We start from the raw sequence: 21539 nt of genomic DNA, 5'->3' as shown, positions 1-21539 counted from the left end.
TCAGGGCACGCAGTTTGTGGGCAGGATGAAAACCTCAGCAGTTTACGAAGTCGTTGAATGTCGTGAAACGACAGACGACTCTATCCTGGAAGACCAAATCATCAGGCTCTCTTCTGACAAAGGTCGAAAGGACTGTCCAACTGATCTCAGGCGGGTCAAGATTTGCCGGGAAGAAGACGGCAAAGTACTGGTTTTTATCAGTAACGATCTAAAGAGAAGTGCTGCAGAGATTGCCGCCTTGTATAAATCCCGCTGGCAAATCGAACTGTTCTTCAAGTGGATTAAGCAGAATCTGAAGGTGAAGCGGTTCCTTGGGCGCAGTGAAAATGCTGTAAAAATACAGGTGCTCACAGCAATGATTGCCTACCTCCTGCTGCGCCTGGCTCAGATCACAACACCCTGCAAATTGTCGTTACAGCAAATAGCCCGAAGAGTCAGTCTTAATCTGACCCGCCGTTGCTCTTTGTTGGAATTATTCAGTGATCCGCCGGATAGCATGGAAGTCAATTCACTCCAGAATCAGGGGAGTCTGGAACTGGTTTATGCTTAACCGGACAGTAGTGATAAACAGCTGGAAGAAGTTGAGAAGCTCGCTGGACCGGTTATGTACGAGGCTCAGCTCCAATTTATGCACGATTCCCATAACCGGAAGCCCAAACACCCCAAAGTGGTTATTGAAGGTGGTGGACCGGTAGGGTTGATTTCTGCCATGCGCCAATATCAAAAAGGGGCAGAGGTTGTTATTCTGGAACAGAGAAACACTCTCTACAATCGCCCACAGATTGTGCGTCTGGATAACCAATGGGACAAAGATCTCCGTCACTATCTTGGCGACCAGTTTGACGAGCTCCTTGCCCCGGGCAGCGGTAAAACCAAACTGCAACCTGATGGTTCAATTCATGTAGTGACTAAGGCTCTCGAAGACGCCCTGCATAAACGATTGTCAGAGCTTGTGTCTTCCGACCCTAATAACCCACCCAGAATCCAGAGACTGGCTGCCCACGAGCTAACTATGGTTGAGCCACCTGACCACGCTGGAGGCAGATACAAGGTCAGAGCTCAATACAAGAAGAAATATGATCTTGGTAGTGAGAAAAACCCCAAGCAGCCAGAACAGGAAGTTTTTGAAGCCGACCTGTTAATTTGTGCCGGTGGCAAGGAAAGCCCAACCCGAAATAAGTTCCTGAATCACTGTCCTGTCACTCATCCCAAACAATATGGGGTAGCGTCGTGGGAAGGCCCCTCCATTAAAAATGAAGACTTGAGCACCTTCCCTGCTTTTCAGGATGTTCTCGCCACTGATGTGGAATTCCAACAGAGCTACAAGAGTCAGCTTCATGAGGCTCTGCATCCATTCACCGGCAACCTTGGAGCCATACTTTCACCAGCTGGCAGAAAAGAGATGACTCGCGCCCTGGGGTTAACGGAGCAGGAGCTTATTCCTTTACGCTCCAGAGTTCCTCAAGAGGACAAAGCATTTCTCGAAGAGGTTATCGCGGATTTAAGAGAGAACAGAATCAACAGAGATATTCCGGTTCTGGGTGATATGCTCACAGCCATCAACAAAGAAGTTTGTCAGCTAAGGACTTTTGAAAACCGCAACCTTTTCTACCTTGGCATGGAGATTCCTGGCCCTGCTCACCAATGGATGGAAACCGTTGGCCAGAATCTGGAGGAACAGGAAAAGGGAGAAGTTCAAAGGTTACTGAAGCAACTCTGGTTCCAGGCTGCCGGTGAAAAGCAGGGCTTTGCCAAAACCCATGGAGCAAACCTGGGGCTGATGAACAAACAGTTCGCTACAACATTCCCTGTAGCGCAGGACAAGCCTGCTGATCATTTCACAGTTATTAGCGGTAAAAATGGTGGCCCCTCATTGACTGTCGCAGCTTCCGGAGATGCGGCTACCAGTCCTCACTTTATGACCTACAGTGGTTTGACTGGAGGCCGAGAAACAATCGATGCCCTGTGCGGCTACACAGACAGGGTGGCCAGTGACAAAACAACACGTGGGGAGATTGAACAGAAGCTGCTCGAAGATTACGACAGAACAGCCGAGTTCATTCTCTACAAAGGCAGCAACTTCCTGAAACCAAGAGACTCGGATGATATCAGGGCATCCCTGAAAGCCAATGCCAGAACAGAGGTAGAGAATCTGGGGGGCACCACCCAAACAGGCTACACCGTCACCAAAACCCACGGGGACTCCTATCTTCTGGACAACGGAGATGAGACATTCTCCATGGTTATTGATGAAAACGGCAGATTTCAAGTTGAAGGCTACAACAATGGCCGCCCGGATCCTGAAAATTTAGGTACATTCTCGACATTCCGTCACTTTGAATTGCAGTGCCTGAGCTGATAGTGAGTCATCAAACCAGCTAAACAATAAGCAATCAATGAAAACGCTTCTGCTCTGCAGTGGCGTTTTCATTTAAAAGCTATTTAACTCTAGGTATCGCAATAGAAAAGGGTTCAGGAATGGAGTGGCTCAGCGACCCTCAAGCGTGGGTATCCCTCCTTACCCTGACAGCCCTTGAAATTGTACTGGGTATCGACAACATTATCTTTGTCAGTATTCTTGCTGGCCGCCTCCCCCCGCAACAAAGAGATAAAGCCCGAATTCTTGGCCTTATTCTGGCTATGGGAACCCGCATCCTGCTACTCGTATCAATCGCATGGGTTATAGGACTGACTGAGCCTTTGTTCAGTTTGTTTGAACACTCTGTATCCGGCAGAGATATTATTCTGCTTGGTGGTGGCCTTTTCCTGTTAGCCAAAAGTACTCATGAAATTCACGCATCTCTTGAAGGCACAGAAGAGAACTCCCCAACAAAGGCAATCGCATCCGGCTTTGCCATGACCCTTGCACAGATCGCTATTCTGGATATCGTCTTTTCCCTGGATTCTGTTATTACTGCAGTCGGCATGGCTGAACATTTGCCGGTTATGATTATCGCCATTGTTATTGCTGTAGGCATTATGCTATTTGCGGCCAAACCTATCGGGGACTTTGTCGACAAACACCCCACCTTGAAAATGCTGGCTCTGAGCTTCCTGATTTTGGTGGGTGTTTCCCTGATCGCCGAAAGCCTCTCCTTCCATATTCCAAAAGGCTATATTTACTTCGCCATGGCATTTTCACTGGGCGTGGAGATTCTCAATATTCGCCAAGCCAACCTGAAAAAACAAAAAAACAGCACCTGAACACTGCACTCCCTCTCTCAATCGCCCCGTGCCCGCCGGGGCTTTGACACCCCGCTATATCCTCCTCATCTACAATAAACAGGAACCCGTTAAAGCTTTACCTGAGAAGTACCAGAGAGGTGTAAGATGTTCTGGAAAGGATTCCGCCCACTTATAACCAGTGTTGGATTGCTGACCCTCACAGCCTGCTCCCACTATCCCTTCAAATACGACCCCTATTCCAAGCCTCAGTCCTTTTCCAGCTGGAGCGAAATGGAGGCCACGGTAAAACGACTCGAAAGCTACGCAGAAAACTGCCGACCTGAACAGGTATCAGTCGGGAGTTGCACTGTGTTTAACGAGGAGTATGAGCATACCCTGCTCAGAATTGAGACAACCGAATTCAGACTGGCACCAGCTCATGTTACCAGGCTGAATGAGATGCACGCGCTCTACAGGAGCACTGAATGAACTCGCCCCAGTTCGATGGATTTACCTTTGACGGCACCTACTTTGAAGCCGCCTGTGATGGTAATTCCGTAAGCTGGTGCTGCCATGATGGATGTAATGGCAAACTGGAAATCCCTATGGCAAGGCTATGGAGCCAGAAGATGGGAACATTGAAACTCAAATGCCCGGTCTGTCATAGCCAGTGGCAAATGGAAATATCCAGCCTCTCCCGCCCCATCCGAGCGGATATTATTGAGCTGGGCAGTCACACTGCCAGCTCTAATTTATTTTTACACTCAAGGAGATAGCGTTTTAACTCAGGAATGCAGGAACCACAGTTAGTTCCTGCATTCAGCTTCTGACCAATAGTTTCCACACTATCCCACCCTTGCTCAATGCCCTTGCAGATTGCAGCTTCTGAAACACCGAAACAAGCACAAACCACAGGCCCCTGACTTTTTCCAGAGCCCGCACTTCCAGCAAGAACTTTCCAGCCGACCTTTACCCCCTGAAACTGCTGTTCAAGCCATTGCCTATCGATATCAAGAGGTTTGTCCGAGAACAGTAAAAGCACTTCTATACAGCCATCAACAACAACTGCCTGACGTTGCATTCCTGCACGGGACATCAGCGATATCACATCCCCTTCTGGTAACAATTGATGAACAACATCCTGCCCATCGCCATGGCTTAACTCATAACGCCAGCACCCTTCACTTCTCACTGCGGCACAGTAATCAACCTCTGGCAATTCAAACGGCCGCCGACTGATTAGAACCCCATACCAGGAAGCCTTATAAGGAGAGACTCTTACCGGGGTGGCTTTACTGTCCGGCTGCCGGGAAACGGGATCTGTACGGTTGTGCACCAAAGGCCCTACAAGCCCACCGCGACTGAACTCTCGTGTCCAGTGCATAGGCATAAACAACTGTCCGGCCACAATCCCACTATCAACCTGAACTCTGGCAATCGCACGCCCATTGCTGGATAAAACCTCTACAAGCTCTCCATCTAGCAGTTTGAAATCATCTGCATCGATAGGATTCACTTGCACAAAAGGCTCACTGATATGGCGATTCAACCTGACAGCTCGCGCTGTGCGAGTCATTGTGTGCCACTGATCACGAATACGACCAGTATTTAAAAGCAGAGGAAATTCGGAATCCAGGGTAATGCCAGCCACTTTATCAGGAACAATAAACTTAGCTTTACCCGAAGGTGTAGAAAAGTTGCCTTGCGCAAAGAAACGTTGTTCATCCGATTCTAAAGAATCCAGAATCGGCCAGATTTGCGGTGCAAAACTTTCGTATTGCTCATTGGTTACTGGAACCAACCCAGACAAATTAAACGCCCGAAAACTTTGTTCCCGAGAGTTTTCGAAAGCCGACAAACGGGCATGTTCCCGGAACACATCAGCATTACAGTCATAATCGAAAGCCTGATCAAAACCCAGACGTTTCCCAACCTGGGAAAGAATCCACCAGTCGGGTTTTGACTCACCAGCAAGAGGAAACAGTGCCCGCTGGCGAGATATACGCCGTTCGGAATTAGTCACTGTCCCATCTTTCTCACTCCAGGGAGCGGCAGGAAGCAAAATATCAGCATAAGCACTGGTATCAGTGTTTTGCAGACAGTCCGACACCACAACATGCTCACACTTCTCAAGAGCTGCCCGAACCTTACCTGCATCGGGCATACTTACAGCCGGGTTGGTACCCATAATCCAGACAAACCGGATTTCACCACGTTCCATAGCCTCAAACATATCAACAGCCGTTAATCCCGGCTGCCCCACCATGTTAGGCGCATCCCAAAAACGCTGAACCCTATCAATATCATCTGGATTACTGAAATCCATATGAGCGGCAAGCTGGTTTGCCAAACCACCAACTTCCCTGCCGCCCATAGCATTAGGTTGGCCAGTCAGAGAGAAAGGCCCACATCCAGGTTTACCAATACGACCTGTTGCCAAATGTACATTAATCATGGCATTCACCCGGTCAGTACCATCGAACCCCTGATTCGCCCCCTGAGACCAGGCTGTAACGGTTTTCTCAGTTTTCAAAAACCAGGAATAGAAAGTTCTTAAGTCTTCAAGATTCAGACCACAGGTTTCAGCAACACTATCCAGACTGGAAGCAAGTTCACGGGCATTGTCCAGAGATTGCTCAAAGTTTTCAGTATGAGCCTGCAGCCAGTGATTATCGATGCCACCATTGTCAGCAAGCCACACCAAAAGACCGGCAAAAAGTACGGTATCTGTACCCGGTTTTAAAGGCAGGTGAAGATCAGCTCCTTCACAGGTTGCTGTTTTACGGGGGTCAATAACAATCAGCTTTTTCGCGGAGCTTTCTTCACGAGAGGCTTGAAGTCGCTGATAAATAACCGGGTGACACCAGGCCGTGTTCGAGCCAACAAGAACAATTAATTCAGCCTGCTCCAGATCTTCATAACAGCCAGGAACAATATCTTCTCCAAACGCCCTTTTATGGCCAGCAACAGTTGAAGCCATACAGAGACGGGAATTGGTATCAATATTGGAGCTACCAACAAAACCCTTCATCAGCTTATTAGCAACGTAATAATCTTCTGTCAGTAACTGACCTGAACCATAAAGAGCAACACTTTCCGGGCCGTGCTGGTCGATAATTGCCCTTAACCTTGAAACCACACTATCAAGAGCATAATCCCAATTCGCTTCCCGCCCATCAACACGAGGGGTTAAAAGCCTGTCACCTAAATCAACGGTGTCCCCCAGAGCAGAACCTTTTGAACATAAACGACCGAAGTTTGCAGGGTGAGAAGTGTCACCAACTATTTTTACAATATGATTATCAACGTCTTCTACCTGAGCCTGAACACCACAGCCCACACCGCAATAGGCACACGTTGTTTTAATACAGGATTTTTCAACAGAAATAGTGTTCACCCTTACACCACAAAGGAATTTTTGTTGGAGTTATACTTGGCTTTATGATCAAGCCGCTTCAGCAGCATCTTGTGATATATAAGCCTGACCAAAAATCATCAAATCCCGAATGCCGGATATATCCTGACCAGATTCAAATAAATGTTGATACCAGGCTGCATCAGACACATCGCCGTAAAGCAATACACCTTTCAATCTGTTATTTCGTACTACCAGTTTTCGGTAAATTCCCCGGGATGACATACTGAGCACCAATTCATCATTTATGCCCTCTAACGAGGGTGAATCGCCGACATAATCTCCAAGGGAAAACAGATCAATACCTGTCACCTTCAATCGAGTTGCTGTTTCTGCAGGAACAAACTTTGAAACATCCTTTTCAAGCAAAACATCAGCAAGCACTTTTGCTTGTTTATAAACCGGCTCGACCAAACCAAAGGTTTGTCCTTCAGCCTGAACACATTCACCAAGACCAAAAATAGCAGAATCTTCTGTTTGCAAAAAACCATCAACAAGCAGAGCTTTATCACAAGGCAAACCTGCAGACTGCATTAACTGAATATTGGCTTGGATACCTGCGGTAAAAACAACAAGATCAGCAGGTAATACTTTTCCGCTACTCAATTCAACGCCAGAAACAATTCCCTGTTCGCCATGAAGTGCTACTGTTCGGGAGGCCAGTTCAAACTGTAAACCTTTTGCAGACAGGCTCTTTAACAACAGGTCGCCAGAATCCAGGTCAAGCTGACGATTCATTAATACCGAACGACTATGAACCACCGTCGCCTGCATACCCTGAGATTGCAATGCGCAGGCCGCTTCCAGTCCAAGCAAGCCTCCACCGACAACGACAACACGGCCACCAGCTTTTGCAACAGACAACATAGCTTCCACATCATCCAATGTGCGAAAACCCATAACACCAGTGAGATCTGAGCCAGGAATATTTGGAATAAAGGGACGAGATCCCGTCGCCAGAATAAGCTTGTCGTAGGCAAACAATCCATCATTTTCAGCTCTAACCAGGTGCTGCGCCCGATCAATTTCAACTGCTTTATAATCAGAACCACAATGCAGCTGTATGCCACGTTCACGGTACCAGGAAGCAGGACGTAACAACACGCCACCAGCCTCAAGATCGCCGGCCAAAAGCGGTGACAACATAATCCGGTTATATCCAGGGACAGGTTCCGCAGAAAGAACCGTGATGTGATAGCCGTGCTCTGGATTATCAGTCAGTAACTCCAGAAACCGGACACTGGCCATGCCATTCCCCACAACAAGCAGCTTCTTCATTAAGCAGCCTGCTGACTGACAGGAGAACCCAATGCCACCTGAACCATACCATCCTGCACACGCACCGGATGAACAGCAATGGAAACCGTTCCATCTTCAAGGCAGGTTCCAGCTTTCAAAGAAAAGTGCTGTTTGTAAATGGGCGAAGCCACAACAAGCTCCCCTTTTAAGTCACCAACAATTCCTCGGGATAAAACATTGGCCTGACTGAAAGGATCGAAGTTATCTATGGCGTACAGCTCCCCATCGACTTTAAACACTGCAACCTGATGATCAAAAATCAGCGCCCCAATACCCAAAAGCTCTGTCACTTCACCAGCACTGCAAACCGTTGCCCATTCCATAATGCTTACCTTTATCGTTTTATTAATGAATTCTTCAGGCGCTTTTTGCGATAATTTTCTCTTCCTGACTGGCAGGACGAATCTGACTACGCTCTTTCACAAAGACGACGTTACTATCACCTTCATCGGTATTAACAAAGTGACGGAAGCGCTTGAGCTTTTCCGGATCTTCCAGTGTGGTTTTCCATTCACACTGATAGGCATCGACATTGGCAGCCATTTCTGCTTCCAACTGAGCACCCAGGCCGAGACTGTCTTCCAGGATGACTTCTTTCAGGTAGTCCAGGCCTCCCTCCAGGTTCTCCATCCACACAGACGTCCGCTGTAGCCTGCCTGCCGTTCGCAAATAGAACATCATGAAGCGATCAATCGTTTTGATGAGTTGCTCATCACTTAATTCTGTAGCGAACAAATCAGCATGACGGGGTTTCATTCCGCCGTTACCACAGACATAGAGGTTCCAACCCTTCTCTGTAGCAATAATGCCAACATCCTTGCTCTGGGCTTCGGCACATTCACGGGTACAACCAGACACTGCCATTTTGACTTTGTGTGGCGCCCGCAAACCGCGATAACGTTGCTCAACCCTAATAGCCATTCCCGCACTATCCAGAACACCATAACGACACCAGGTTTGCCCGACACAGGACTTCACTGTTCGAAGGGATTTACCGTAGGCATGGCCCGTTTCGAAACCGGCATCCACTAACCGCTTCCACACAGCTGGAAGATCATTCACCCGCACACCAAACAAATCGATGCGCTGACCGCCGGTGATCTTGGTGTACAACTCATAATCCCGGGCAACTTCACCGATCACGATCAGTTTCTCTGGCGTAATTTCACCACCGGGCACACGGGGTACAACAGAGTAGGTGCCATCCTTCTGCATATTCGCCAGGAAATAATCATTGGTGTCCTGCAAAGGAGCATGCTCAGTTTTCAGAACATACTCATTCCAGCAAGAAGCCAGGATGGAACCAATGGTAGGCTTGCAGATATCGCACCCTTTCCCCTTACCGTACTTCTCAAGCATCTCATGAAAGGATTTTATTTCACCGACACGCACCAGGTGATAAAGATCCTGGCGGGAGTATGGGAAGTGCTCGCAAATATCCTTCTTAACTTCTACACCCAATTGCTCAAGCTCATGATCAAGAACCTGCTTAACCAAAGCTGTACAGCCACCACAACCAGTACTGGCAGAAGTTTCACTCTTCAAGCTAGTCATGTCTTGACAACCACCAGCTACAGCGCCAGTAAGATCACCTTTAGTAACGTTGAAACAGGAGCAGATTTGCGCCGTAGTCGGCAGAGCAGCAACACCAAGACCTTTGGGTGCTTCACCGGAACCTTGAGGCAGGATTAATTCAGCAGGGTTCTGGGGCGGCTTAATATCGTTAAGAGCCATCTGCAACAGGGAACCATACTCTTCGGCATCACCAACCAGCACAGCACCCAGAACTTTCTTCTTATCACCCGAGACAACCAGCGACTTATAAACTTCTTTCTCTTCATCTATAAGGCGGTAACTGAGTGCACCAGGTGTGCGTGCCTGCGCATCACCAACACTGGCAACATCTACACCCATTAACTTCAGTTTGGTGCTCATATCCGCACCAGTAAAACCTGTACTCTCAACATCCAGAAGATGATCAACAGCGGCCTGACCCATTTGATAGCCGGGCGCAACCAGGCCAAAAATGCGGCCGCTCCACAAAGCACATTCACCAATGGAATAAACATTGGTATCGGATGTCTGACAATGGTCGTTAATAACAATGCCACCACGTTCGCCCAATTCCAGACCACACTCTCGAGCAAGCTCATCTCTTGGGCGGATACCGGCAGAGAACAATACCAAATCAGTATTCAGCACTTCTCCATCAGCAAACTGCATTTGGTGAACGGTGCCATCACCATCAACAATGTTTTGGGTATTTTTTGAAGTGTGAATTTTTACGCCCAGGTTTTCGATCTTGCGGCGCAGCATCTGGCCGCCACCTTCATCAACCTGAACAGCCATCAACCGTGGAGCAAATTCCACAACATGGGTTTCCAGACCAAGATCTTTCAGAGCTTTGGCAGCTTCCAATCCGAGCAATCCACCACCTACAACAGCGCCGACCTTTGAGTTCCGTGCTGTTTCAGCAATAGCTTCCAGATCATCAATAGTGCGATAAACCAGACAGCCGTCACGATCATGACCTGGAACTGGAGGAACAAAAGGATAAGAGCCAGTCGCCAGTACCAGCTTGTTATAACTGACTTTACGGCCCGACTCGGAAAGAACTTCACAAAGTTCACGATCAACAGTGCAAACCTTATCAGACAGAATCAGTTCAACACCGTCCTGCTCATAAAAACCCTCTGGAACCATTGATAATTCTTCAGCAGATGTGCCGGTAAACCAGGATGACAGTTGAACCCTGTCGTAGGCTGGCCGAGACTCTTCACCAAAAACCGTAACCTGATAACGATCGAGGCCACCCGCCTGTATAAGTTGCTCAATAAAACGGTGGCCGACCATGCCATTACCGACAACAACAAGTGATTCTTTATTACTCATACACGGCTCCAGCGCTTATAGGCTTAATTCTTATGGCGTCTTGCCAGTTTGTCTTTGCCTTTTTAAAGCACGCAACGTGCCCAGCCAACCATTTCCTATATTTTTCAAGTAGTTAAGACACAATCTACCGACTGGAAATCATAAAAATCGCTTGAAGGTGTTCTGTTCTGGACCACAAGAACCCTTAACAAAATCCAAACAGGTGCACACCACACTCAACACCTAAAGTCACATGCACCAGCATGAGGCGATAAAACGAAATCCACTCACAAACCTTCTGCACAATAGTCGATATAAGAAAACACACGAATAGACAAAAAAAGAATTACCTGTACAATCCGGCGCCTTCGAGTTCCCTTACCTCGCGCTAACGAAAAAGGTAAATAATGCAAAGGATTGATCTCTCTGCGATCTCCACAGAATCAGACACCAGTCAGTACAAACAACTGATTCTGACCATGACACTGCTTCACATCACTATCATCACAGCCAGCAACTATCTGGTTCAGATTCCATTTCAGATGTTTGGCCTTCACACAACCTGGGGAGCCTTTACATTTCCATTTGTATTCCTGGCCACCGACCTCACTGTACGCATCTTTGGCCGACAACCAGCCCGAAAGATTATTCTGCGCGCCATGCTGCCAGCCCTGACTGTTTCCTATCTGGTTTCGGTGATGTTTTATGAAGGCAGGTATCAACCTGAAGGCCTGAACGGCTTTAATATGTTTGTTGCTCGTATCGCTTTTGCCAGCTTCTCGGCTTATTTGATTGGGCAGATGCTGGACATAACCATATTCAATCGTCTTCGTCAGTTAAAGGCGTGGTGGATTGCCCCGGCAGCTTCAACGATTCTGGGTAATATGATCGATACGATCAGCTTCTTCAGTATCGCTTTTTACAAATCCACCGATGCTTTCATGGCTATAAACTGGATGGAGATTGCCTTAGTGGACTACGGCTGGAAGCTGGCTATTTCTCTTGCTCTGTTCCTTCCATTGTATGGCGTACTCTTGAAACACCTACAGACGTTTCTAATAAAAAAAACAGCACAGAAACAAGCTGCGGATGCAAGCACCAGTCTATCTCAGGCAACCTGATTACTTGTCATGGATAGAGCTTTTTGGGGAACCCTCTATCCATGCCACCAAAGCAGGTTCCGGTGAACGGCTTATGCCGTTCAGCCCCTGCTGAAGAGCCTCTTCCAGCCCAGTCATAATTCGGGTCATCAAACTAAAATAATTCACCGGATCACTTTTCCCACCCTGCAAAGACTGAACTCTCGTAATAACTGCCTCCAGCCGGGGAATAATATTCTCTCTTGCCAGTACTGTAATAGCTGGGTCAAACAGTTTCTTCTGGCTGTCTGGCAACGCTACAAAGTTAGTCATAGTCGCACGTACATTGGCAATATATCGTTGAGCTTCGCTCAGGCTGTATACAATCCGGGCATTCAGGCGACGGGACGGTTCTGTTAAATAAAGCCGGTGACAAACCAGCCCTCGCATCTGACCAGCCAACTCCTTTAGCCGCGCCAGATCATTCAGAACAAAGCGCATAAGCGGAACACCTTCAACAAAGCAGTCACCCTCTGATTGTCTGGCTGTTTGCCAGAGCAGGCGAAGAAGCTGCTCTATCAGATGACTATGCAGCTCATAATTGGTCAAAGGTTTATCCTGCCGCCACTGGCGACTGAGAGTTAGCCATTCCTGATACAATCCCAGCACCAGTTGAAGGTTCAGCTGCTTTTTTTCCAGCAATAGCTGATCAAGCTGATTGCGTATCTGATGTTGAAGTCTCACAAGGCGCTGTTCAAAAAACACGTCTCCGGCTAATACAGCCAGACTGGCTCCCCGATGGTGCTGAATATGGCCGATCAGGCTCAACATCTGTGCACACAACGCTAACCCATGCTGTCTGTTACGGTGCCTGCGTATCAGATCTCGGGGAGCATTATCAAATGCCACCTCCTCCGCGAACTGGTCAAACTCCTCAGCTATTTTTCTCAGGGCTTGATAAGCCATAGCAACTTATCCTTATACTTTTTCTTGCTTTCCTCTTGTATATGCATGTCCTGTGCCGTTATCCGGCAGGCTGCCAGAAAACCTATTGTCTACCCTGTCTGAAGACCGATTAAAAAAATGGTACACCTGAATGCTTGATTCACTGGTTCAGCTTGATGACTCAATGCCCGGAATAACACTGGATATTCGCCTGGCCACAGACAATAACTTTACTGGCCAGCAAATTTATACCAAGGCCAAAGCCTACGTGCACAGGGATACTGCCAAAAAGCTAGAAACTGCCAGAAGAATCGCTGCAACACTGGGGCTCCAGCTCCATATCTGGGATACCTTCCGACCACTGGAGGCCCAACAGAAACTCTGGAATTACCATCCTGACTCCCGTTATATATCACCACCGGATAATGGCCCGCGAACCCACTGCAGGGGCATTGCTGTTGATTTGACATTGGAATCTGTCAAAACCGGCGAACTGCTTGATATGGGTACAGGGTTCGATGACTTCAGAGAGATAGCGCACCACAACAACACGTCTATCAGTGATGAGGCATTAAGGAACAGGCTGACACTTGCAGGATTAATGCATACGGCGGGGTTCCGGTGTCACCCTTATGAATGGTGGCATTATGAGCTTCCGACCCTCGACCGCTACCCGGTTCTTACTGATCGGCTGGCAGGTACACATCTCATGGGAGAGGAAGGAAAGGGTTAAAGCACTACTGACTGCGCAGCAGTGCCTGAACATTAGTAATGCCTGAACATTAGTAGCGCCTGAACAATTTATTAGTTGTGACTGCACATTTTAGAGGCATCAGCAACGATGCCTTCAGAGCCTTCTACCAGTTTACCTTTACCCAGAAACAGTTCCAGCAGTGCTTCTGCGCTCAGACCTTGAACAGAGCAGGTGTGGAATTCAACATCTGCACCAAATTCGCTGGCAATAACCTGCAGCAGCTGTTCACGAGATTGTGCCTGCTCAGACTCCAGAACCAGCTTCAAAACATTACGACCATGTACAGACTGAGCCATATATACCTCTTAACTATTTTACCTTGGCTATTATCTAGCCATTAATGTGCAGTCACGATACTGCACTGACGCATTCTCATGCATGCGTATTTATGCCTAGGAGGCATTTCATAGCTAGCATTATCAAAGGCCATTTCATCATGAACAGACGCTTCTTTTTATATGCAGGAACTGTGGCAACAGGTGCAATTGTCACCTTTCCATCGATGGGTAAAACCCCCACCAGCCATAATGTTTTCGGCAACCTGATCTTTACTGCAGATCGGCCCGGGCGCTTTGCCCACAAAGCGAAAAGCCACCTCCCCATTATCACCCCGGTAGATACGCCACAGGGACAAACCATTCGGGTGGAAACAAACCATGAAATGAACGGCTATCAACATTACATCGTCAAACACCAGATCTTTGATCAGGATTACAACCTTATTGACGAAAAACTTTTTAATCCGAAAATAGAGAAAAAGCCCGTATCACTGTTCAAACTGGATGATTACTCCGGGCTAATTTATGCAACCAGTTTATGCAATAAGCATGACCTTTGGCTGGCTCAGGCGACAGTGTAATTCCGCATAAAAATCATTGCCTGCACTGCCCTTGAGCCGGACAATACTCCCAACAAAAAGCCGCTAATAAGAAGTACACAAATGAATCTGGTTTTTCGTCTCGTCATTATTTTAATTCGCTGTTACCTATCACCCAAACGTTCTATTCATCAAACATCAAAATCCAGCTTTCGGGCATGGCCTCATGATTTCAGGTTACGGGATCACCTGCCCAATCAACGCTTTTTTAATATTATGGAGCTGGGGCGTTTTCCACTCTGGCATGGCGCGAGACTGGCATTAGCCGGGCAGTTTTCTGCCCGCATGATTGCAGCCCAGCAACTTATCTATATCAAACCGATTGGTCGATTAAAACACTTTGACGTGTATTCCAGGATCGCAGGTTGGGATGGAAAATATATTTACTACCACCAAGAGTTCCACTCTGGTGACACTCTGTTTGCCACTGGTCTGGTAAAAGAAGCCTGCCTGAAAAAAGGCAGGCTGGTATCTCCTGAAGATATTCTCGGAGACGCTCAACCTCTACCAGAAGTTATTACTACCTGGCTCAACAGCCAGCAAGCTTTAAAAACTGAAAGCTTCACGCATTCCCAAGAGGCATAGCCTGTGGTCTGCCACGATGCATCCAAAACATCAGCAGACCAAACATGGCAACGAGAATCGGCACTATCAGGATAAGAAGCCCTTCCCAGCCGACTTGGTACAACACAACACTGGACGTTAAAGCGCCCAAAGACTGGGAACAGAACACCAGCAGATCATTGATACCTTGAGCCTGATGACTCTGTTCCGCCCGGTACATTTTCGGCAACAGTGATGTACCTGCCACAAACAAGAAATTCCACCCTATACCCAGCAGTAACAGTGCCCACCAGTAATGCAGCCACTGATTATCAATCACCCCAATCACTACACATAAGACATAAGCCAATAGCCCCAAGGTAATCATCTTCACATGCCCAAGAAGAAGTATCAGGCGTCCGGCAAATAAAGAAGGAACAAACATCGCCAGGATATGACTTTGAATAACCAGCTTGGTATCTACCAGCGAGAAGGCATCTATCTCATGCATACTTATTGGGGTCGCGGTCATAATGAAACTCATTACTCCATAACCAACACCTGCACTCAATGCCGCAACCAGAAAGCCGCTGTGAGAGCGCGGCAACAATACCCACAATCATTGCCCCCCCATAAGCACCGCCTTGCGACCAAAGCGTTTTGCTAACAGGGCGGCCGGATAAACAGACAAGGCGGTTCCCATGAAAACAGCAGCAACAGGCAGTGTTGATAAAGAAGGAGAAGGAGCAAAATCACGGCTGGCCAGAGCTCCGGCAAACACCATCAATGGTGTTGCACAAAAGGCCATAGCCTGAGCAAGGAAAAGAACCCAGACATTTCTGGTCATAAGCGTATCCCTGATGTTGTTATTAAATCCAGTTGTTATTAGATCCAGTTCTTCTTAGCGATTCGAGTATGCCACCTCATTCCCTTTGGTACACGCAATGACTAACGCCTTGAAAATGCCTGGCTGACGGAATGGCCGATAGCCACAGTTCCCCGTATAATCCGGGTTTTCCCTCTTTCCGGTAATTGCATGTCTCAACCCCATATCCATTGGCTAACCGAGAACAAACAGCTCAATCAGGCTGTCGCCCTCTGGCAGGAGCAATCCTGGTTAACACTGGATACCGAGTTCATGCGGACCAAAACCTTCTGGCCGATCCCGGGCCTGATTCAGGTTGGTGTGGGTGATGATGTCTGGCTGATTGACCCCCTGACAATTTCTGACTGGACAGCTTTTACTGAATGTCTGATGAATCCGGGTATCACCAAAGTCATGCATGCCATGAGTGAGGATCTGGAGTTGTTTCGGCACTTGACCGGGCAACTTCCGGTGAATGTTTTTGATACACAGATTGCCGCCGCCTATGCTGGATTGGATTTTTCCATGGGCTATCAGCGCCTCATTGCTGAACTGCTGGATATCAGTGTTTCCAAAGGCGAAACTCGCTCAGACTGGCTCGCTCGCCCTCTGACCCAGTCCCAAACCAATTATGCGGCTCTGGATGTGTTCTACCTCGGCAAAGCTTACCCAAAGCTGGTTCAGGCTCTAGAAGGCAAAGGGTTTTCCGATTGGCACAGGGAAGACTGCGAACGCCAGATTCAATCTGTTGGTACAGATACCGATCCAAAACAGGCCTGGCGGGATGTAAAACTGTCATGGAAACTCAACCCACAACAACTGGCTGTGCTTCAGCAGCTCTGTTACTGGCGGGAAACTCAAGCCCGGGAACGAAACCTGTCCCGAAACCGGCTGGCACCGGCGGGGGCACTATGGGATCTGGCCCGGGTTCAACCGAAAACCCCCCACGATTTGCGCCAGATTAAAACCCTGAAACCACAAACAATTCGTCAGTCTGGCAATGAAATACTGATGCAGGTAAATAAAGGACAGCAAGTACCAAAGCCCGACTGGCCAGAACCACCCGCAGGGCCTTTGCCAAAGAGAGTACAGCCCTGTGTGGATGCCATTAAGAAATTCTGTAAGCACCAGGCTGCGGAGCTGGGATTACTGCCAGAGCTAATTCCTTCAAAGGTCTGGACCGGCAGTTTGCTGAGAGGCTGGCTGAAAACATCAGAATTCACCCTCCCTGCTAACGTAACCGGATGGCGGGTAGAAGAGGTGCTCAAACCGATGATTCAACATTTAAATTCACTGAATTTTCAGAAGCATCAATAACAATTTATAACGGGGAGTACAGTTATGAAAATGGTTGTTTCTGTCTACAAGACAGAGCGTCAGAAAGGGTTATACCTTTACATTAACAAGCTGAAAGGACTTGAGAGTATCCCTTCAGAGTTGAATGACTTGATGGGCGATCCCCTTCTCGTAGCCGACCTTGTACTCACCCCGGAACGCAAACTGGCCCAGGCAGATACTGAAGACGTTCTCAGCAAAATCAGCAGCCAGGGCTATTATCTGCAGATCACTCAGGATCAGGATAAAGATGACTATGCCATCACCCTGCCTGATGAGTTGCTTTGTTTTAACGATCCACAATAACGGGCTTCCGTTGTAGAGTTGAATGACCCAGATTACTGATAGCCAGAAACCCTTCTGGAAAACCAAAACCCTTGAACAGATGAGCCGTGACGAGTGGGAATCCCTCTGTGATGGCTGTGCCCGCTGCTGCCTGCAAAAACTGGAAGATGAAGACACCGGTGATGTGTATTACACAGAACTGGTTTGCCACTACCTTCAGGAAGACAATTGCCGCTGCACCATCTACGAAGATCGCAATAACAAGGTGCCTAACTGCATATGGTTGAAACCGGAGCATGTACCAGAGTTTCACTGGCTGCCAAGTACCTGTGCCTATCGCATGATTTCAGAAGGTAAAGACCTGCCGGAGTGGCATCCTCTGGTATCCGGTACTACGGAAACTGTTCACCTTGCGGGCATTTCGGTGAAAGACCGGGTTATTCCAGATACCCGGATTCCTGAGAAAGACTGGGAAGAGCACGTCATTAACTGGGTTGAGTAAACCGGCAATAAGAAAGTCAGGCAGATTGCCTGACTTTTTTCTCAGAAATGGGGACTCACTGTTACACAGTTGGGTTCATCTGCCCTTTGGTATGTATCATATTTTTCGCACCTTCAAGGGTAACTGTCTGACCGTTTTGCAGATTCTCAATAACCTCACTGAGTCCTTTCTGCTCCTCTTCCATCATCATGGCCAGCTGAGCAAGGAACTGCTGAAAGTCATCATCATTGGCCTGCACCGCCCTCGCCTGAGCCAAATCACTTTCAACAGAGCGGATACCATCATCAGTATCTCCGCCACTCAACTCCCTGCTGGCAATACGCTCACTTAAACGCTCAATCTGTTCATTCTTGGGTGAGGTTCCATCGACGTACCCCTGAATCGCATCATTAAGGATACGATCATCGATGGCATCCGGACTGGCGCCATCTGCAACCATCTGACTCAAATCCTGATGAAGATCGTCATCAATCACCCCCTTGGCTTTCAGTTCGTTTAACTGAGTCAGGTGTTTTTGGGTGTCAACAGGTTTCCCCAGAAAATCTTCCTCAAAAGAATCTTTCGCGTATTCCTTTGAAAAAGACTCCACCTGCCCTGCACCTTCGCCAAAATGTGCCCCCAACATCTGTTTATGGGCATTATCTGTAGCCTTAACGGCTTTCTTATCTTGAATACCATCAGCAATCAACGCAGCACCAGCAGGTAGCAAAAGCGCACCAATAACAATTTTGGCCGTGGAACATTTATCTTTTTTATCATTCTTTGCAGGATCAAGCTGGGATTCCAAATCCTGAATACGTTTTTCACGAACGCTTTTGGTTTTCTCTTGATTGGCAAGAGTGGCCTGTATGTTGGTCTGGCTAATAGTCTCTTCTGACTCCGCCTGAAGCCCCTGCAGCATGGCCTCCAACTCACCCGTATTAACAGGGAAACTTCTTGAACCAGGAAGAGGCTCCGCTATCGGCACAACCTGGCCTTCCCCTGCCGAAACCTGAAGGCCAGACTGATAATAACCAACACTGTTACCAACCCCAAGAGATCCTGCTGCGACTTGTTCCTTTGACTTCGCCTCCTGCAGTTGGTGGTTATAATTTGCCTGTTGGGCGTGCTGAACGCCACCAGCGCTATCTATACCCATAGCTATTCTCCCGGCGTTGATGCCATACGTTCCATCATGGAGTCGGCAATATTTTTAATTGGCTGGAACTGCGCATCCTTTGAGGCTCTGTTAGAGGCAACCAACAGCGCATCACGAGCTTGATCTTTCTGCCCTAGAGATTCCCAGGTATGGGCGAGGTTAAGTGCTGGGCCCGGATCATTTGGATCCATTTCTGTAGCCTGCTCGAGTACCTGTGCGGCCTGCTCATATTTACCCAGTTTCAGGCAGCTGGCGCCAAAACCGGCAACAAAACGAGCATTAGTGTGATCATGAAAGCTGAGGTACAGAAACAAATCATGGGCATCCTGAATATTACCGCTCTGGTAGTGGCTATAGGCAAGGGCATATATCGATTCAAGAACCTTATCGGGTATATTCTTGAACTGGGCAATTGTTACACCATCCTGCAGTTTCCCGAGAAGGTGATGATCCCCTCCGAGAGCCCCCAGCACATTTCTGAGCACACTCATAATCCTTTACTCCCATACATCCGGTATTGTGGGCTTCCCCGTTACATATCAATAAAAGGATACAAGCCGTGAACCGCGAGCCCCCCATCAATTGGGAATCGCACTGGAGAACTGATATTCACTGAAGCTATATAAAATCAGGAGCAGAGAAGAAAAATGATGATGAAGCCGTTACCTTGACGGCTTCACAGCGTACTAGAGGAGCGGTATGAACTGGCCTATGGTTATCTGTCTTACCAGTCAGACAAGAAATCTTCCGGGTTGATAGCCTCAACGGTTTTCCGATTCCCGGCAGGGGCTCCAAGGTAAATAAAGCCATAAAGCCTTTCATGGGCAGCCAATCCCAGGTCACGGGCAATTGAAGGCTCATAGCAGATCAGCCCGGTTCGCCACATGGCTCCTATCCCCATAGCATGGGCAGCATTGAGAATATTGTTCACCGCGCCTCCCAAAGAAAGAACCTGTTCAACTTCTGGGACTTTCGGGTGTTCTTTAGGGGTAAGCACAGGCAATAATAGCTCCGGTGCCCGAATAGGGTTCTTTAGTAGTCTCGCCTGTTGTCCTTCACTGATTTTCGGATCTCGCTCCAGAACGGCTTTCAGCATAATTTTGCCAAGAGCATGACGCCGATCACCCGCAACCCGAATAAAGCGATAAGGTTGAAGATGGGCATGATCCGGTGCTCGAAACGCAGACTGAATCATAGTTTGGTATTGTTCATGGGTTGGTCCCGGCTCTGTCAATGCCGGCACAGAAATTCGTGACAACAAGAGTTCCAGCGCGTCCATACAGCCCCCAGCACATATGAAAAATGCATGATAGCTCTACCTAAGGGCCAGTGGCCAGCCAACCATCGACACAGGCAAAGTAAACCTATACTCTGTGCGGTTATAAAAAGGTAAGTGGAGCATCGCCATCTATGGCGAACGATACGAATAATAGTTCTTCCGACAATATTCCCAGCCTGTTGTCAGAAGACCCAGGACCAACAAGAGATCGCATTATCCTGTGGGTTATGACCGTATCACTTCTGGCTACATCTTTGGTTCTGGATATCAGCAGCGCAGTCTGTTTATGGATTTTACCTGCGGCAGTGCTTTATCCATTGCTCAGTACAAAAATTTCTAAATTAATCAAAAACCCTGTCAGGCGAGATACTGTTACGCTTTCCATAGATACTTTCTTGATCAGCGCTTTTGCTTACTACCTGCAACCAGGCATTGAAATCTTTGCAGCCTATCTACTTATGTTGCTATATCAGGGCATATCCCACTTTGGTTATAAGCTTTGCTTCTTTCAGATAGTCATGATGACTTCAGGAGCTGGATCAGCCTGGTTCATTTATTCTTTGCCACTCTCCCTGGAAGCAAATCCGATATTAAAAGGCATAGCCTTTTTTTCTACCCTCTCCTTTTTCCTATACCACGGTTACTTTTTCAGGAACCGACAATACCTGTACGTAGAAAAGGTGGCGGCTGAACGAAAAGAAATGCAAAAACAGACATGGCTGACAACGACCATGGCTAACTACCTGTCACCACAGGTCAGGGAATTGATTTACCGCGGCAAAGACAAGATGCAACGGGTTGAAACAAGGCGACGACGCCTAACTGTGTTCTTCTCAGACATTGAAGGTTTCACCCAGTTAAGCGACGAACTTGAACCAGAAGCTCTCTCTACCCTGCTGAATGATTATCTTGATGAGATGTCTCGCATAGCCCTTCGCCACGGCGGCACTATCGACAAATATATAGGCGACAGCATAATGGTGTTCTTTGGCGATCCGACATCCCATGGAGATCGGCAAAATGCCCGGGCTGCACTTGCTATGGCCATAGAGATGCGCCGTCACATGAAAGTCATGCGTAAGAAATGGCGCAACCAGGGCATCATTCAAAGCCTGAATATCCGCATGGGCATCAGTACCGGCTACTGCAATGTCGGCAACTTTGGCACCCGTGAGCGTATGGATTAC

Annotated in this window: 23 protein-coding genes; 12 read left to right on the top strand and 11 right to left on the bottom strand. The window is 47.9% G+C overall.

The window, feature by feature from the left end; genetic code table 11:
• Positions 1 to 25 precede the first annotated feature (25 nt).
• From QMA35_RS16845 to QMA35_RS16830, 4 genes are all read left to right on the top strand, one after another.
• Positions 26 to 550: a transposase gene (locus QMA35_RS16845; protein WP_281645370.1), complete on the top strand. Its 525-nt coding sequence runs from the start codon at positions 26 to 28 to the stop codon at positions 548 to 550.
• A gap of 54 nt (positions 551 to 604) precedes the next feature.
• Complete coding sequence (locus QMA35_RS16840; RefSeq protein ID WP_281648317.1) at positions 605 to 2359, top strand: hypothetical protein; 1755 nt, start codon at positions 605 to 607, stop codon at positions 2357 to 2359.
• Positions 2360 to 2478: 119 nt separating this feature from the next.
• On the top strand, positions 2479 to 3204 hold the full coding sequence (locus QMA35_RS16835) for a TerC family protein (protein WP_281648316.1): 726 nt from the start codon (positions 2479 to 2481) through the stop codon (positions 3202 to 3204).
• A 446-nt stretch (positions 3205 to 3650) separates the two neighbouring features.
• Positions 3651 to 3941 carry a hypothetical protein gene (locus QMA35_RS16830; protein WP_281648315.1) on the top strand — a complete coding sequence of 97 codons (291 nt, stop codon included), beginning with the start codon at positions 3651 to 3653 and terminating at the stop codon, positions 3939 to 3941.
• Here the strand turns inward: QMA35_RS16830 and QMA35_RS16825 are convergent.
• The 4 genes from QMA35_RS16825 to nirB are packed head-to-tail and all read right to left on the bottom strand — an operon-like array spanning position 3899 to position 10771.
• On the bottom strand, positions 3899 to 6562 hold the full coding sequence (locus QMA35_RS16825) for a nitrate reductase (RefSeq protein WP_281648314.1): 2664 nt from the start codon (positions 6560 to 6562) through the stop codon (positions 3899 to 3901). The genes QMA35_RS16830 and QMA35_RS16825 overlap by 43 nt on opposite strands.
• A 48-nt stretch (positions 6563 to 6610) precedes the next feature.
• Entirely contained in the window at positions 6611 to 7858 is a 1248-nt protein-coding gene (locus tag QMA35_RS16820; RefSeq protein ID WP_281648313.1) for an FAD-dependent oxidoreductase, read from the bottom strand.
• Complete coding sequence (gene nirD / locus QMA35_RS16815; RefSeq protein WP_281648312.1) at positions 7858 to 8202, bottom strand: nitrite reductase small subunit NirD; 345 nt, start codon at positions 8200 to 8202, stop codon at positions 7858 to 7860. Before nirD ends, QMA35_RS16820 begins: the two co-directional genes overlap by 1 nt.
• Before the next feature lie 34 nt (positions 8203 to 8236).
• Positions 8237 to 10771, bottom strand: a complete 2535-nt coding sequence (nirB, locus tag QMA35_RS16810; RefSeq protein WP_281648311.1) for a nitrite reductase large subunit NirB — start codon at positions 10769 to 10771, stop codon at positions 8237 to 8239.
• 386 nt (positions 10772 to 11157) lie between these two features.
• Here nirB and QMA35_RS16805 point away from each other — a divergent pair, with 386 nt between their 5' ends.
• On the top strand, positions 11158 to 11871 hold the full coding sequence (locus QMA35_RS16805; RefSeq protein WP_281648310.1) for a 7-cyano-7-deazaguanine/7-aminomethyl-7-deazaguanine transporter: 714 nt from the start codon (positions 11158 to 11160) through the stop codon (positions 11869 to 11871).
• Here the strand turns inward: QMA35_RS16805 and QMA35_RS16800 are convergent, their stop codons facing one another.
• Complete coding sequence (locus QMA35_RS16800) at positions 11872 to 12795, bottom strand: nitrate- and nitrite sensing domain-containing protein (RefSeq protein ID WP_281648309.1); 924 nt, start codon at positions 12793 to 12795, stop codon at positions 11872 to 11874.
• Positions 12796 to 12925: 130 nt separating this feature from the next.
• Between QMA35_RS16800 and ddpX the strand changes: the two genes are divergently transcribed.
• Positions 12926 to 13507 (top strand): D-alanyl-D-alanine dipeptidase, encoded by a 582-nt coding sequence (ddpX, locus tag QMA35_RS16795; protein ID WP_281648308.1) that lies wholly within the window; start codon positions 12926 to 12928, stop codon positions 13505 to 13507.
• A gap of 71 nt (positions 13508 to 13578) precedes the next feature.
• Here ddpX and QMA35_RS16790 read toward each other — a convergent pair whose 3' ends face one another.
• Entirely contained in the window at positions 13579 to 13824 is a 246-nt protein-coding gene (locus QMA35_RS16790) for a YecH family metal-binding protein (RefSeq protein WP_281648307.1), read from the bottom strand.
• A gap of 140 nt (positions 13825 to 13964) precedes the next feature.
• Here QMA35_RS16790 and QMA35_RS16785 point away from each other — a divergent pair, with 140 nt between their 5' ends.
• Entirely contained in the window at positions 13965 to 14387 is a 423-nt protein-coding gene (locus tag QMA35_RS16785) for a desulfoferrodoxin family protein (RefSeq protein ID WP_281648306.1), read from the top strand.
• Positions 14388 to 14468: 81 nt separating this feature from the next.
• Positions 14469 to 14990: a thioesterase family protein gene (locus tag QMA35_RS16780; RefSeq protein ID WP_281648305.1), complete on the top strand. Its 522-nt coding sequence runs from the start codon at positions 14469 to 14471 to the stop codon at positions 14988 to 14990.
• Here the strand turns inward: QMA35_RS16780 and QMA35_RS16775 are convergent.
• Positions 14968 to 15555, bottom strand: a complete 588-nt coding sequence (locus QMA35_RS16775; RefSeq protein WP_281648304.1) for an MFS transporter — start codon at positions 15553 to 15555, stop codon at positions 14968 to 14970. The two genes, QMA35_RS16780 and QMA35_RS16775, sit on opposite strands and share 23 nt — an antisense overlap.
• Positions 15556 to 15567: 12 nt before the next feature.
• A complete protein-coding gene (locus QMA35_RS16770) occupies positions 15568 to 15795 on the bottom strand; it encodes a hypothetical protein (RefSeq protein WP_281648303.1) in 228 nt (75 codons plus the stop codon).
• A 189-nt stretch (positions 15796 to 15984) separates the two neighbouring features.
• Here QMA35_RS16770 and rnd point away from each other — a divergent pair, with 189 nt between their 5' ends.
• From rnd to QMA35_RS16755, 3 genes are read left to right on the top strand one after another with little or no spacing between them, the layout of a single operon-like run.
• Positions 15985 to 17130, top strand: a complete 1146-nt coding sequence (rnd, locus tag QMA35_RS16765; protein WP_281648302.1) for a ribonuclease D — start codon at positions 15985 to 15987, stop codon at positions 17128 to 17130.
• Between the two features lie 24 nt (positions 17131 to 17154).
• Positions 17155 to 17454 (top strand): YcgL domain-containing protein, encoded by a 300-nt coding sequence (locus tag QMA35_RS16760; protein WP_281648301.1) that lies wholly within the window; start codon positions 17155 to 17157, stop codon positions 17452 to 17454.
• A gap of 22 nt (positions 17455 to 17476) precedes the next feature.
• Complete coding sequence (locus tag QMA35_RS16755; RefSeq protein WP_281648300.1) at positions 17477 to 17935, top strand: YcgN family cysteine cluster protein; 459 nt, start codon at positions 17477 to 17479, stop codon at positions 17933 to 17935.
• A gap of 61 nt (positions 17936 to 17996) precedes the next feature.
• Here the strand turns inward: QMA35_RS16755 and QMA35_RS16750 are convergent, their stop codons facing one another.
• The 3 genes from QMA35_RS16750 to QMA35_RS16740 form a co-directional block, all read right to left on the bottom strand.
• Positions 17997 to 19073, bottom strand: coding sequence for a hypothetical protein (locus QMA35_RS16750; protein ID WP_281648299.1), 1077 nt, complete (start codon positions 19071 to 19073; stop codon positions 17997 to 17999).
• A gap of 2 nt (positions 19074 to 19075) precedes the next feature.
• Positions 19076 to 19564 carry a tetratricopeptide repeat protein gene (locus tag QMA35_RS16745; protein ID WP_281648298.1) on the bottom strand — a complete coding sequence of 163 codons (489 nt, stop codon included), beginning with the start codon at positions 19562 to 19564 and terminating at the stop codon, positions 19076 to 19078.
• Between the two features lie 233 nt (positions 19565 to 19797).
• Positions 19798 to 20352, bottom strand: coding sequence for a nitroreductase (locus QMA35_RS16740; RefSeq protein ID WP_281648297.1), 555 nt, complete (start codon positions 20350 to 20352; stop codon positions 19798 to 19800).
• A gap of 131 nt (positions 20353 to 20483) precedes the next feature.
• Between QMA35_RS16740 and QMA35_RS16735 the strand changes: the two genes are divergently transcribed.
• Positions 20484 to 21539: adenylate/guanylate cyclase domain-containing protein (locus QMA35_RS16735; protein ID WP_281648296.1), on the top strand; the 1056-nt coding region annotated here is incomplete at its 3' end.

This window comes from Parendozoicomonas sp. Alg238-R29, from assembly GCF_947331445.1.
Lineage (GTDB): Bacteria > Pseudomonadota > Gammaproteobacteria > Pseudomonadales > Endozoicomonadaceae > Sansalvadorimonas.
Note: the sequence above shows the minus strand (reverse complement) of the source record. Positions and strands in the feature narration are given on the sequence as shown.

What these genes read in the sequence shown, in the direction of transcription:
- QMA35_RS16800 (WP_281648309.1), bottom strand. Translation starts at nt 12,795, where the DNA reads ATGGCTTATCAAGCCCTGAGAAAAATAGCTGAGGAGTTTGACCAGTTC.
- ddpX (WP_281648308.1), top strand. Translation starts at nt 12,926, where the DNA reads ATGCTTGATTCACTGGTTCAGCTTGATGACTCAATGCCCGGAATAACA.
- QMA35_RS16750 (WP_281648299.1), bottom strand. Translation starts at nt 19,073, where the DNA reads ATGGGTATAGATAGCGCTGGTGGCGTTCAGCACGCCCAACAGGCAAAT.
- QMA35_RS16835 (WP_281648316.1), top strand. Translation starts at nt 2,479, where the DNA reads ATGGAGTGGCTCAGCGACCCTCAAGCGTGGGTATCCCTCCTTACCCTG.
- QMA35_RS16790 (WP_281648307.1), bottom strand. Translation starts at nt 13,824, where the DNA reads ATGGCTCAGTCTGTACATGGTCGTAATGTTTTGAAGCTGGTTCTGGAG.
- QMA35_RS16830 (WP_281648315.1), top strand. Translation starts at nt 3,651, where the DNA reads ATGAACTCGCCCCAGTTCGATGGATTTACCTTTGACGGCACCTACTTT.
- QMA35_RS16805 (WP_281648310.1), top strand. Translation starts at nt 11,158, where the DNA reads ATGCAAAGGATTGATCTCTCTGCGATCTCCACAGAATCAGACACCAGT.
- QMA35_RS16780 (WP_281648305.1), top strand. Translation starts at nt 14,469, where the DNA reads ATGAATCTGGTTTTTCGTCTCGTCATTATTTTAATTCGCTGTTACCTA.
- QMA35_RS16745 (WP_281648298.1), bottom strand. Translation starts at nt 19,564, where the DNA reads ATGAGTGTGCTCAGAAATGTGCTGGGGGCTCTCGGAGGGGATCATCAC.
- nirD (WP_281648312.1), bottom strand. Translation starts at nt 8,202, where the DNA reads ATGGAATGGGCAACGGTTTGCAGTGCTGGTGAAGTGACAGAGCTTTTG.
- nirB (WP_281648311.1), bottom strand. Translation starts at nt 10,771, where the DNA reads ATGAGTAATAAAGAATCACTTGTTGTTGTCGGTAATGGCATGGTCGGC.
- QMA35_RS16755 (WP_281648300.1), top strand. Translation starts at nt 17,477, where the DNA reads ATGACCCAGATTACTGATAGCCAGAAACCCTTCTGGAAAACCAAAACC.
- QMA35_RS16760 (WP_281648301.1), top strand. Translation starts at nt 17,155, where the DNA reads ATGAAAATGGTTGTTTCTGTCTACAAGACAGAGCGTCAGAAAGGGTTA.
- QMA35_RS16740 (WP_281648297.1), bottom strand. Translation starts at nt 20,352, where the DNA reads ATGGACGCGCTGGAACTCTTGTTGTCACGAATTTCTGTGCCGGCATTG.
- QMA35_RS16840 (WP_281648317.1), top strand. Translation starts at nt 605, where the DNA reads ATGTACGAGGCTCAGCTCCAATTTATGCACGATTCCCATAACCGGAAG.
- QMA35_RS16770 (WP_281648303.1), bottom strand. Translation starts at nt 15,795, where the DNA reads ATGACCAGAAATGTCTGGGTTCTTTTCCTTGCTCAGGCTATGGCCTTT.
- QMA35_RS16785 (WP_281648306.1), top strand. Translation starts at nt 13,965, where the DNA reads ATGAACAGACGCTTCTTTTTATATGCAGGAACTGTGGCAACAGGTGCA.
- QMA35_RS16820 (WP_281648313.1), bottom strand. Translation starts at nt 7,858, where the DNA reads ATGAAGAAGCTGCTTGTTGTGGGGAATGGCATGGCCAGTGTCCGGTTT.
- QMA35_RS16845 (WP_281645370.1), top strand. Translation starts at nt 26, where the DNA reads ATGAAAACCTCAGCAGTTTACGAAGTCGTTGAATGTCGTGAAACGACA.
- rnd (WP_281648302.1), top strand. Translation starts at nt 15,985, where the DNA reads ATGTCTCAACCCCATATCCATTGGCTAACCGAGAACAAACAGCTCAAT.